This window comes from Pseudomonas sp. FG1 (assembly GCF_034313875.1).
GTDB classification, from domain to species: domain Bacteria; phylum Pseudomonadota; class Gammaproteobacteria; order Pseudomonadales; family Pseudomonadaceae; genus Aquipseudomonas; species Aquipseudomonas veronii.
In genome coordinates this window covers 4,932,811-4,943,903 of record NZ_JAVIWP010000001.1, presented here as the reverse complement: position 1 = coordinate 4,943,903, position 11,093 = coordinate 4,932,811, and the positions used below count along the sequence as shown (strand labels likewise).

The following is an 11,093-nucleotide window of genomic DNA, read 5'->3' as shown; positions in this document are numbered from 1 at the left end:
ATGGCACCTTTGTCGCGGCAGTTGAATCAGGCGGTTTTCATGAATGGCCTTGGGCATGAGCAAGACCAGGATTGCGTTATTGAGGGGCAGGTGCGAACCGACCGTTTGCATCAGCTGTTTCGTCAGTCATTTGCCGCCATTTTCGGCAGTTATTTCGCGGCGGCGATGCTTTGCTGGCTGTGTTGGGACCGTTTTGACCACCAGGTCATGCAGGTATGGCTGGCGGTGCTGGCGGCGTCATCGCTGCTGCGGGTGAAAATGTTCCTCGAGTGGTTTCGCAGCCCCCACAGCGAGCGCACGCCGGAACGCTGGGAGCGCCGTTACTGGCTCACCTTGATACTGTCCGCGAGCATCTGGGGCGCCGGTGCCTTTGCGGTAATGCCCAGCGACGACCGGATGTCCCAAGTACTGGTGATGTTGTTTACCGTGGGCATGTCCGTCAGCGCTGTCTCGTGCTATTCGGCGTATCGCTACATGACCATGGTGTCCATGGGCCTGGTGTTGCTGCCGTGTACGCTGTGGCTGCTGTTTCAGCCGTCGTCGATGCAGGTCGGCGTGGCGATTGCGGTGCTGGTGTTTTCCTCGTTTGTGGTCAGTGCCTCGCGCAAGTTGTCCGGCGCCCTGGAAAAAGCCTTCCGCCTGACCAGGCAGATGGAACGCGCCCACACTATTTCCGCGCGCGCCGCACAGACCGATGAACTGACCGGGCTGATGAACCGCCGCGCGTTTTTTGAACATGCACAATTGCTGTACGCGCAGTGCCGTCTCAACCGGCAGCCGCTGTGCGCGTTGATGATCGACATGGACCACTTCAAGGAAATCAACGATACCTACGGCCACCAGGCCGGCGACCAGGTATTGCGGCAGATCGGCGGAGTGATCACCGCGTCGTTTCGCCAGGCCGATGTGTACGGTCGTCTGGGGGGCGAGGAGTTTGCGGTGTTGCTGCCCAATACCTCGCTGGAAACCGCCCGGGGTATCGCTGAGCAGTTGATCAAGGCCATCTCCTGCATGGCTTCCGAACCTGTGCAGGGCATGACCGCCAGTCTCGGCGTGGCGTCGACCTGCACCTTGGATGGCGACCTGCACGCGTTGATGAACACCGCCGACAAGGCGCTATACCGCGCCAAGGCCCTCGGCCGCAATCAAGTGGCCGTGGCGGAGTAGGGCTCAGTCCTTGAACATGGCCTTGGCCAGCACCCGCGCCACTTGGTCGGCGGAGTAGGGCTTGGCGAGGAACTCGAACCCTTCGTAGCCGCTTTCCGCGAGTTCTTCGCTGTAGCCGGAGGTGAGCACCACCGGCAGGTCGGCGCGACGTTGGCGCAGGAGCCTGGCCATCGCCACGCCGGTCATGCCCGGCATCACCACGTCCGAGAAAATCGCGTCGAAAGCCGCGGCATCCGGACCGGCCAGCGCCAGTGCCTGTTCGGCATCGGTCGCCCAGGTGGTCTGGTAACCGAGGTCCTGGAGGATCTGGTTGGCGAAACGGCCTACGTCCAGGTTGTCTTCCACGATCAGGATGTTGCGCAGGCTCGTGTCGTGGGGCGGTGCCGGGTCACTAGGGGAGGGCTCGTGGCGGGCGTCCTCCGGTTCGACCTCGGGCAGATACAGGGTAAACACTGTGCCCTGGCCAAGACGGCTGGCCACGTCGACATTGCCACCGGACTGCTTGGCGAAGCCGAACACCTGTGACAACCCCAGGCCCGTGCCTTTGCCCACGGCCTTGGTGGTAAAGAACGGCTCGAAAATGCGCTCGAACGTTTCCCCCGGAATGCCGCTGCCGGTGTCGGCCAGGGCCACCGTGACAAACGGCTGGCAGGCTTGGGCATCGCCCCGGATGCGCGGCATCGCGTCCAACGTGTCCACGCGCAGGGTCAGGGTGCCCTGGCCGTCCATGGCATCGCGGGCGTTGAGTGCGATATTGATCAGCGCGGTTTCGAACTGGCTCGAGTCGACCCGGACATGGCACGGCCGCTCGGGCAATTGAACCTGCACATGAATGCGCGCACCGGTGACACTCTCGAGCATCTCGCCAATGTCCTTGACCCGCTGCGCCACATCGAAGACTTCCGGGTTCAGCGGTTGGCGGCGCGCGAACGCAAGTAACTGGCTGGTCAACTTGCTGGCGCGCTCGACGGTGTCGGATACCGCGCGCATGTAGCGTTGGCGCCGTTCTTCGGGCAGCCCGGGCTGACGCAAAAAGTCCACCGACGAACGAATGATGGTCAGCAGGTTGTTGAAGTCATGGGCCACGCCGCCGGTCAATTGGCCGATGGCTTCGAGTTTCTGCGATTGACGCAACGCCGCTTCGGCCTGGGCCAGCGCAGCGGTGCGTTCTTCCACACGCTGCTCGAGGGTGGCGTTCAATTCGGTAAAGGCCGCCAACCCTTCGCGCACGGCGGCATCGGCGCGCACCCGTTCGATGTGCGCCCAGGACCGCTCGGTGACTTCGGCCAACAGCGCCAGGTCATACGGCGACCAGGTCCGCTCTGCTGTGCTGTGAACCGCCATCAAGGCCGTAAGGCGACCGTGTTTGATCAGTGGTATGCAGATCGTGGCGGTGATGCCCAGGGCCTGGAACGCCGCGGCTTCCTGCGCGGGCAGTTCGAGCCGGTTGTTGCCGATCACCAGTGGCTCACCGGCCCGCAGGCACTTAACCGCGGTCTGCCCGAAGGCCTGCAGGCGGTAGTGGCCGACGATGCTGGGCGAGCCGGGAGCCGTCCAGTTGTCACGGATGGTGAAGCCGTCTTCATCGGCGTCCATATCGGCGTAGGCGCAGATGGACACTTGCAGGTGCTGCGCCAGCAGGTGCGTGGTGGCGGTCACGATGGCTTCGGCATCGGTGGCATTGGCGACCGTGCTGCCGATGGTATCCAGCACCGCAAGGCGGCGCGAAAGGAACACCGTGGCGGTGGTTTCGGTCACGGTGTCGAGCATGCCGACGACGTGGCCCCGCGGGTCGCGGATCGGGCTATAGCAGAACGTGAAGTACGCTTGTTCCGGCGCCGCGCCGCGTTCGATCACCAGCGGGAAGTTTTCGATATAGGTCGCATGGCCCTGGAAAGCCGCATCGGCGATGGGGCTGATGTCGTCCCAGACCTCGCTCCAGATCTCGCTGAATGGACGCCCCAGGGCATAGGGTTTATTGCCCAGTATCGGAATGAACGCGTCGTTATAGAGGGTCGTCAATTGAGGCCCCCACACGATGGCTTGGGGGAAACTTGAAGCAAAGCACAGCGCCACGGTGGTCTTGAGCACATCCGGCCAGTGTTCCAGCGGACCCAGGGGCGTACTGGCCCAGTCGTGCTGGCGTACCCGCTCGGCCATGTCGCTGCTGCTTTGCAGCCAATTCATCATCGGGTGAACACCTTGTTTGCCACGGTCTGTTTGGATGCCTGATGCGTCAGGCCAATAAGCAACAGACAGAAATGATTGCTGCCGGTTCAGCGCAATTATCCATGAGATGGCACTTTGATGCTTCACCCGCTGGGATAGATCTCATCGCGGGTGTTCACTTACTGTTGTGTTCCGAACACCGCTGTCCAATAAATGCCTGCATCGCTCTTCGGGTCCATGGCGTAGGCGGCGCCCAATTCACGGAATTGCGGGTTCATCAGGTTGGCGCAATGGCCGGGGCTGGCGAGCCAGCCGTCCACCACTTTGCGCGGGGTGTCGAGGCCGGCCGCGATGTTTTCGCCGATGTTCTTCGCGCTGTACCCGGCCAGCTCGGCACGGTCGCCCGGGGTGCGGCCGTCGTGGTCCAGATGGTCGAAGAAATTGCCGTTGGCCATGTTGCGTGTGTGGCTGTTGGCGGCACTGGCCAAGGTGTCGTTCCACGACAGTGGCGTGGTCGCGGTGAACGCCTGGGGACCGCATTGGCGCGGTTGTGTGCGGGCGGCGTTGATCAGGTTCAGCAATTGCCTGCCTTCGGTCTGCCAATCGCCCAGGCCGCTGGACAGCAGTGGGCGGGCGAGCACGATGCGCCAGTCCTGGCCGCTGTTGCTCACGCCGATGTCGACGAATTGCGGGTCCAGCACCACGCGGCAGAAACTCTCGCGCACGGCTTTCATGGCCGCCTGGGCATCCTTGGGCCCGGACAGGCTGATTGCCTGCACGTTGACCATCGGGTACGCCGCGCGGGCGAGGGCCTGCTGCAAGTCGCCGACATTACTGGCCGGCAGCACCAGGCGTGTATCGCTGGCCAGCGGTGGCAGTTCCTGGGAACCTTGGTCGCCGCAGCGTTGCACCTGGCTGCGGTAAGCGTTGATCTGTTGCACTAACTGACTTTCTTCATTCGCCATCGCGCTGGCGCAGAACACCAGGCTGGCGGCCAGCGTCGTCAGACCCATCATCAATGACAGCACGCGCATGGACGTTACCCTTGAACTTGAAAGTGCCCATGATGCGCGATGTAGGGGCGTCCATGCACCCGTTGGTCCGAACTTTTTTCCTCGGGTTTTGAATGCCGGATGTTCACGGCCCTAGTCATACAAGGCAAACGCCACCACCCGCCGCGCCGGCATGGCGAGGCTGATCCACCCTTCATGAGCGAGGATATTCGGCTCACGCCAGCTGACGCGCGGGTTGTCGCCGCCATGCCATGGCGCTGGCGAGCAGGATCAAAGCGAATGCTGCGGTAAAGGTTGCGTGCAGACCGTCAGCCACGGATTGCGGCGTGGCGTGGGTGACATCGGGAGTGGTCCAGGCAAACATCGCGCCCAATGCCGACGCACCGAAAATCAGCCCCAGGTTGCGTGACAGGTTCAGCAGGCCTGAGATCGTGCCTCGGCGTGCCGCATCGGCTTCGCTCATCACCGCAGTGTTGTTGGCGGCCTGGAACAGGCTGTAGCCCGCGGTCAGCGTAATCAGTGAGGCAAGATAAGTGACCAGCCCGGACGCAAGGCACAGCGACAGGGCGCCACTGCCGCAGACAGCCAGCCCCACGAGTGTCATGACGTGGCTGCCAAAGCGTTCGCTCAGACGACCGGCCGGAATGCCGGTGAGCGCCGCGACACCAGGGCCGACGGCCATTGCCAGGCCCATCCCGGCCGGATCGAGCCCAAGCCCTCGGGACAAGTAGAACGGCCCGACGACAAAGGTGGCCATGATCACCGCCGACACCAACGCACTCATCGCCAGGCCGGCGCGCAACGAGGTCGACTGCAATGAGCGCCAAATGCCGGTGCCGCTGGCCAGTGGCGCGGGTGGCTGATCCACCGGCAAGTAGCGCCAGGCGAGGGCGGCCGCGAGCAAGCCCAGCGGCATCCCCACCAGAAACAGCGCGCGCCACCCCCACACACTGAGCAACAGGCCGCCCACGCCGGGGCCCATGGCGGTACCGACGGCTGACATCGTGCCGAGCAAGCCCATGACACGCGCAGTGCGCGCTTGGGGGACGGTGTCGCCGACCATCGCTAACGTCATCGCCATCATGATCGCCGCGCCCAAACCTTGCAGGCTGCGCGCTGCAATCAGCCACCGCAGGCCAGGCGCGACACCGCATAACCCGCCGGCCAAGGCGAACAGCAGCAAGCCAGCGATCAACAGCCGCCGTCGCCCCAGCCGATCGCCCAGGCGCCCGGCATTGACGATGACTGCCGTGATCGCCAGCAGGTAGGTGAGCACCACCCATTGCGTCGCGTGAAAGGATGCATTGAAGGCCTGCGCGAGGCTGGGCAGGCCGACATTGGCAATGCTGGTGCCAAGGGCGGCCAGCAACATGGACAGGCACAGGCTGACAAGACCGCCACGGGAAGAGGTATGCATGGAAGATTCCTTGAATGAACGCAACTGTCGCAAATCTACGGCGTGGCCTAACATGGCGGAAGACGCATGAGTTGCACTAAATACCTGCATGTGACGCCTACCATGGAGCGCTGATGCCCGATCTCAATTTACTGATCACCCTGGATGTATTGCTCGCCGAAGGCAGTGTCGCCCGTGCGGCCAAGCGCCTGCGGTTGAGCCCTTCGGCCATGAGCCGGGCGTTGGCGCGCTTGCGTGCGACCACCGGCGACCCGTTGCTGGTCCGCGCTGGCCGTGGCCTGGTGCCGACGCCCCGGGCGTTGGCACTGCGCGAACAGGTCAGCCAACTGGTGCAGGGCGCCCAGGCGGTGTTGCGCCCGGCACAGGCGCTGGAGATGGCCCACGTGGTCCGCACCTTCACCCTGCGAACCAGCGAGGAGTTTGTCGAAGGCTTCGGTTCGGCGTTGCTCGCCCGTCTCGCCGAGGACGCCCCCGGCGTGCGCCTGCGCTTCGTCAGCAAGACCGACAAGGACACTGCGCAACTGCGCGAAGGCAGCGTCGACCTGGACATCGGCGTGGTCGACCCCACGGCCAGCCCTGAAGTGCTGACCCAGGCGCTGTTTCGCGATCGCCTGATCGGCGTGGTGCGCAGCGGCCATCCCCTGAGCCAAGGCGAGATCAGCGCTGCACGGTTTGCCGAGGGCCGACACCTTTACGTATCGCGGCGCGGCCAGGACCGCGGCCAGATCGACGACGTCCTTGAAGCCCAGGGCCTGACGCGGCAGATCGGCAGCATCGTCGCGAGTTTTTCCAGCGCCATCGCCCTGGCACGCAACACCGACCTGATTGCTTCGGTGCCCGAACGCTATACCCCAGACCGGCGCGACCTGTTCTGTTTTGCGCTGCCGGTGGCGTTACCCGCGTTTACCGTGGCAATGCTCTGGCACCCACGGTTGGACGCCGATCTAGCCCATCGTTGGTTGCGCGGATGTTTGCGCGAGGTGTGCGGACGATGACAGTGCGGCCCGTCCCCGGGGCGATGTGCATGCGAGCCGCCAGGCGTGCAGAGCATGGCGGGTATGCCTATCGATCCCGAACCTGCTGCAACAGGTACAATCCCATCTGCCTTGACGCGAAACCCCAGGAATTTGCATGTTCAGCCTTACCCGCTACACCACGCCGTGCCCCGAACCGGTCAACAGCCAGATCCTGCAGATGGTGGTCGACAACCTCACCGACATCAGCAGCGTCGCGCTGCCGCCGAGTAACCTGCTCTACAACATTTACCAATATGCCATCGGCTTTGAGGTGCATTTGTACCTGCAGGCGCTGGACGGGTCGAAGGGGATCGCGGTCGAACTGATCGTCGCGACGTCTGCGCAAGACCCGGAAAAAGTCATTGGGTTTTTGCTGTACTTGCCGGTCAAGGACGACCCAGAAGCCTGCGGTGTGGCGTTCATGGCCGTACAGGCAGGCAGCCGGCGCCAGGGCGTGGCGCGGGGCATGATGCAAGAGGTGCTGGCACGTTACCCTCACGCCGAACTGGCCTGCGCCGTGGACAAAGTGCCGGCCTTCGCGGCGATGGGCTTTCAGGTGCGCGGCGCGCGCGGCACGCAGGTGCTGATGAACACCCGCGCCTACGCCACCGATGGCTTGATGGGCGTGCTGGATGTAGCCGCTATCTATAGCTCATTGGAAGTGCGGCAGATTCATACCTACCTGCTGCAAAAACATGGCAAGCGCGCCATGGTGGATGCCGAGAAGCAACGCGACCGGCACCTGGATCAACTGGCGCACAAGGTCCGCTTGTTTGTGCAGGGGCGAGGCTGAAAAACGCCTCTCAACGGGCGCTGCGCGCCCCGCGATTGACCATTGCCAGAATGGTCGCCAGCAACTCCTGTTGCGCCTCTTCACGGCTGAGCTCACCGCTGGCCGCCGCATGAGACAAGGCCTCCGCCGCCCCGAGCATGGCCCGCAGCCCGGCCTGGGACACGCTGCCGCCCGGCGCGAAGGGGGCCATGACGTCGCGGCACTTATCGAGAAAGAGTGCTTCGTACTTGCGCTTGAGGCTTTCCAGCTCCGGCGAGCTGCTCAGCGCCGCGATCACCCCCGGAATTTCCCGGCCCTGCAACAACACGCAGTCGACATAGGATGAGGCGATCACCCACGCGCGATCTTCCAGGGTCGGGCTGCTGGCTTCGAGGGCGTCGGCAAGCACCTGATTCTGGCGCCCATCGAAATCCTCATACAACGCCGCCAGCAACCCCGCGCGGGTAACGAAATGGTCATAGACCACCGGCTTGGTCACGCCCGCTCGTTCCGCCAGGTGGCCGAGGGTCAGGGCTTCGGTGCCTTCTTCACGCACCAGTTGCCAGGCCACGTCCAACAATTGGCGCAGACGATCTTCACGCGACAGGCGACGACGCGGGGCAGGGGATTCACTGCTTGACATGCTTATATACCAAAAGTAACTTACCAAGGGTAACTTAAGCCCAGCATAAACCCAATGGGAGTCACTGTCATGCACGCACTGATCGTTGTAGCTCATCACGACCCGCAATCCCTCACCCACAGCCTCGCCGCGCAAGTCGCCGCCGGGCTGAGCGCGTCTGGCCATACGTTCGAAATCGCCGACCTTGCCGCCGAAGGCTTCGACCCGCGCTACAACGCTGCCGACCAGCGCGTACATCGCACCCGCGCCGAACCGCCGGCTGACGTCGCCGCCGAACAAGCCCGCATCGACCGCGCCGACGCCCTGGTTTTGGTGTTCCCCATTTACTGGTGGTCGCTGCCAGGCCTGCTCAAGGGGTGGATCGACCGCGTGTTCGTCAACGGCTGGGCGATCGACTACGGCCCCGACACTCCGGTGGTGAAGAAACTGCGGCACTTGCAGGTTCACCTGCTGGCCCTCGGTGCTGCCGATCAAAGCGCGTTTGAGCGCCATGGTTATGCCAAGGCCATGCACACGCAGATCGATTACGGGATCTTCGATTACTGTGGCGCGCAGGTGCTGACGTCAGCGTTGCTGCTGGAGTCGGAAAGCGGCCAGGTGCAGGTGCATCTGGATCACGCCAAGGCAGTGGGCCAGGGTCTGTTCGAAACCGAGACGGTCGCCGGATGATTTCGTTGCGAGCAGGGAACCAGAAACCGTTCGACGACCAATCAAGGCGTTCACAATCACTGGAGATTTGATAATGACTTCAATTTCTGCTGCATCTGGATCCGCACCGATTGCTCCTCCCATTGACACATCCCAGGGAAAACCCACGCAAGATCAAGTGAGACAAGAGCAGGAAAACAATGCGAACGAAGACAGTCCGTTTCCAAATCTATCGAATGGCGACCTGCAAAACTTGACCTTTGACCAACACAATACGCTCGATAAATATCCCAATATGAACTTTCAGCAAGTGGTGGATGCACATGGGAAAGAGTTTCCAAATATATCGCCTAGAGAAGTTCAAGATTTGAACTCCGAGCAAGTGGACAGGCTTATCAAGTATCCCACTATGACTTACCGGGACGTGCTTAATGGGCATGGCGTGAAAGGCGGCGATAATTTCATCTGGTAACTACGTTAGTTGCGGCACGCCTCAGGCCTGGAGCCGCAGCTTGGTGCCGATGCACTGAAAGGACCGACTAGAGTCCAAGCAGGTCATGTGCATCCAGCAGCCGGTAGGCAATCTCCGGTCGTTTCTCCAGGCCTCGGCGAATCGCCGCCGGGATCGATTGCCGGGTCTTGCGGCACAGGCCGGGCAGTTCGTCGATGACGATCTGAATCCCGCGCATGCTCTTGACCTCGGTGTGCCCCGGCGCGACCTGCACGCGGATACCCAATAGCGCGTACATGCGCTGCTGCATGTGTTCGAGGTCTTGCAGGCTTTGCAGGTCTTCCAGGCGTTCGATCAGGCGTTTTTCTTCCTGGCGCGTCAGGTTGAGGATGCGCAGGTCGGCGCCTGGGGTTTGCAGCAGCTGTTCGCGGTCACAGACACAGGCGCCGGGCGGGCAGGGTTGGCGAATGTTCATGATCAAGCCCTCCCCATCTCGACGCCGCGGACTCAGTAGCGCAGGGCGACACCCAGGCTGCCCAGTGCCTTCCAGTAGTCAGGATAGGTCTTGGCCACGCAGTCCGGGTCCTGAATACGAATACCCGAGACCTTCAGTCCGGCCAGGGCGAAACACATGGCGATGCGGTGATCGGCGTGGGTGTCGATCAGTGCAGTGCAGGCCGTGCCTGCCAGTGCCGGATCGCTGGCCACCAGCAGGTCATCGCCTTCGATGCGGGCCAGGCCTGGGCGGATCTGGTTGAGGCCGTCGTGCAGCGCCTGCACGCGGTCACATTCCTTGACCCGCAGGTTGGCCAGTTCGGTGAAGCGCACCGGGCTGTTGTTGAACGCGGCCAGTACGGCAAGTGTCGGGATCGCGTCCTGCATTTGTGAACCCACCACTGTGGCCTGCATGTTCGGGAACTGCGCGATCAGTGCCTGGGCCTTGGCGTCCGGCTGGGTGAAGTCGTGTGCGGCGACGCCGATATCGATGTGCCCGCCGGTCAGCACTTCAGCCGCCCACAGGTAGGTGGCGGCGGAGGCGTCCGGTTCGATCAGGTAGTCATGGGCGGTGTAGCCGCTGGGAGCGACGCGCCAGGTGGTGTCGTCGACCACCTCGACCTGCGCGCCGAATGCACGCATGCAGTCGAGGGTCAGGTCCACATAGCCGCGGGCGCCGATGTCCTTGCCAGTCAGCGCCACTTCAATCGGCGCTGCGCCGCAGGCCGCGAGCATCAGCAAGGCCGATACGTATTGGCTGGACAGACCGCCGTCGATCTCAAAGCGCTTGGCCTGGACCTTGCCCACGCCATGCACGGTAACCGGCGGGCAACCGGTCGGGCTGTCGACCTGGATGCCGTTCTGGCCGAGGGTGGCGAGCAGCGGGCCGATCGGGCGTTTGCGCATGTAGTCGTCGCCGTCCAGCACCACGGTGCCTTGCACGGTGGCGACGGCGGCGGTGAGAAAACGCATCGCGGTGCCGGCATTGCCGAGGAACAGCGGCTGCGCAGGCAATTGCAGCTGGCCTTGGCCCGTGACCACGAAGGTGGTGTCGTCCGGCTCGTCGATGATCACGCCCATCTGGCGCAGGGCCACCGACATGTGCCGGGTGTCATCGCTCTTCAACGCGCCGCTGAGGCGGCTGGTGCCCTTGGCCAGGGCGGCGAGCAACAGCGCGCGGTTGGTAATGGATTTGGAGCCGGGGGGCGCGACCTTGCCATTGAGGGGGAAAGTGGGCGGTGTAACGGTCACGGTTTTCTGCGAACTCAAGGTACAAGGCTCCTGATTCAAGGCAAGGTGGCA

At 63.1% G+C, this 11,093-nt stretch carries 11 protein-coding genes; 5 read left to right on the top strand and 6 right to left on the bottom strand.

From position 1 onward, the window contains the following. Entirely contained in the window at positions 1–1,167 is a 1,167-nt protein-coding gene (locus RGV59_RS22550) for a sensor domain-containing diguanylate cyclase (protein WP_046483636.1), read from the top strand. A 3-nt stretch (positions 1,168–1,170) separates the two neighbouring features. Here RGV59_RS22550 and RGV59_RS22545 read toward each other — a convergent pair whose 3' ends face one another. From RGV59_RS22545 to RGV59_RS22535, 3 genes are all read right to left on the bottom strand, one after another. Further along, positions 1,171–3,357 (bottom strand): GAF domain-containing protein, encoded by a 2,187-nt coding sequence (locus tag RGV59_RS22545; protein ID WP_126586443.1) that lies wholly within the window; start codon positions 3,355–3,357, stop codon positions 1,171–1,173. Positions 3,358–3,515: 158 nt separating this feature from the next. Then, positions 3,516–4,370 carry a CAP domain-containing protein gene (locus RGV59_RS22540; RefSeq protein ID WP_104903071.1) on the bottom strand — a complete coding sequence of 285 codons (855 nt, stop codon included), beginning with the start codon at positions 4,368–4,370 and terminating at the stop codon, positions 3,516–3,518. 193 nt (positions 4,371–4,563) lie between these two features. Then, entirely contained in the window at positions 4,564–5,766 is a 1,203-nt protein-coding gene (locus tag RGV59_RS22535) for an MFS transporter (protein WP_046483629.1), read from the bottom strand. A gap of 113 nt (positions 5,767–5,879) precedes the next feature. Between RGV59_RS22535 and RGV59_RS22530 the strand changes: the two genes are divergently transcribed. Together RGV59_RS22530 and RGV59_RS22525 are read left to right on the top strand one after the other, a co-directional pair. Next, positions 5,880–6,761 (top strand): LysR family transcriptional regulator, encoded by an 882-nt coding sequence (locus RGV59_RS22530; RefSeq protein WP_046383206.1) that lies wholly within the window; start codon positions 5,880–5,882, stop codon positions 6,759–6,761. A gap of 136 nt (positions 6,762–6,897) precedes the next feature. Continuing rightward, positions 6,898–7,575, top strand: coding sequence for a GNAT family N-acetyltransferase (locus RGV59_RS22525; RefSeq protein WP_102618715.1), 678 nt, complete (start codon positions 6,898–6,900; stop codon positions 7,573–7,575). A 10-nt stretch (positions 7,576–7,585) separates the two neighbouring features. On the opposite strand, the gene RGV59_RS22520 is transcribed toward RGV59_RS22525, so the two are convergent. Then, positions 7,586–8,197, bottom strand: a complete 612-nt coding sequence (locus tag RGV59_RS22520; protein ID WP_017848456.1) for a TetR/AcrR family transcriptional regulator — start codon at positions 8,195–8,197, stop codon at positions 7,586–7,588. 69 nt (positions 8,198–8,266) lie between these two features. Between RGV59_RS22520 and RGV59_RS22515 the strand changes: the two genes are divergently transcribed. Next, a complete protein-coding gene (locus RGV59_RS22515; protein WP_017848457.1) occupies positions 8,267–8,866 on the top strand; it encodes an NAD(P)H-dependent oxidoreductase in 600 nt (199 codons plus the stop codon). A gap of 73 nt (positions 8,867–8,939) precedes the next feature. Then, positions 8,940–9,317 carry a hypothetical protein gene (locus RGV59_RS22510; RefSeq protein WP_102618714.1) on the top strand — a complete coding sequence of 126 codons (378 nt, stop codon included), beginning with the start codon at positions 8,940–8,942 and terminating at the stop codon, positions 9,315–9,317. A 67-nt stretch (positions 9,318–9,384) separates the two neighbouring features. Here RGV59_RS22510 and RGV59_RS22505 read toward each other — a convergent pair whose 3' ends face one another. Beyond that, a complete protein-coding gene (locus RGV59_RS22505; RefSeq protein ID WP_046383210.1) occupies positions 9,385–9,771 on the bottom strand; it encodes a hypothetical protein in 387 nt (128 codons plus the stop codon). A 32-nt stretch (positions 9,772–9,803) separates the two neighbouring features. Beyond that, the gene (aroA, locus tag RGV59_RS22500; RefSeq protein ID WP_017848460.1) at positions 9,804–11,060 is read right to left on the bottom strand and encodes a 3-phosphoshikimate 1-carboxyvinyltransferase; all 1,257 of its coding nucleotides are present in this window, start codon (positions 11,058–11,060) and stop codon (positions 9,804–9,806) included. Between the last annotated feature and the right edge of the window lie 33 nt (positions 11,061–11,093).

Excerpts from the sequence above, each read along its gene's own strand:
- RGV59_RS22550 (WP_046483636.1), top strand. The coding sequence starts at position 1 with ATGGCACCTTTGTCGCGGCAGTTGAATCAGGCGGTTTTCATGAATGGC.
- RGV59_RS22545 (WP_126586443.1), bottom strand. The coding sequence starts at position 3,357 with ATGATGAATTGGCTGCAAAGCAGCAGCGACATGGCCGAGCGGGTACGC.
- RGV59_RS22540 (WP_104903071.1), bottom strand. The coding sequence starts at position 4,370 with ATGCGCGTGCTGTCATTGATGATGGGTCTGACGACGCTGGCCGCCAGC.
- RGV59_RS22535 (WP_046483629.1), bottom strand. The coding sequence starts at position 5,766 with ATGCATACCTCTTCCCGTGGCGGTCTTGTCAGCCTGTGCCTGTCCATG.
- RGV59_RS22530 (WP_046383206.1), top strand. The coding sequence starts at position 5,880 with ATGCCCGATCTCAATTTACTGATCACCCTGGATGTATTGCTCGCCGAA.
- RGV59_RS22525 (WP_102618715.1), top strand. The coding sequence starts at position 6,898 with ATGTTCAGCCTTACCCGCTACACCACGCCGTGCCCCGAACCGGTCAAC.
- RGV59_RS22520 (WP_017848456.1), bottom strand. The coding sequence starts at position 8,197 with ATGTCAAGCAGTGAATCCCCTGCCCCGCGTCGTCGCCTGTCGCGTGAA.
- RGV59_RS22515 (WP_017848457.1), top strand. The coding sequence starts at position 8,267 with ATGCACGCACTGATCGTTGTAGCTCATCACGACCCGCAATCCCTCACC.
- RGV59_RS22510 (WP_102618714.1), top strand. The coding sequence starts at position 8,940 with ATGACTTCAATTTCTGCTGCATCTGGATCCGCACCGATTGCTCCTCCC.
- RGV59_RS22505 (WP_046383210.1), bottom strand. The coding sequence starts at position 9,771 with ATGAACATTCGCCAACCCTGCCCGCCCGGCGCCTGTGTCTGTGACCGC.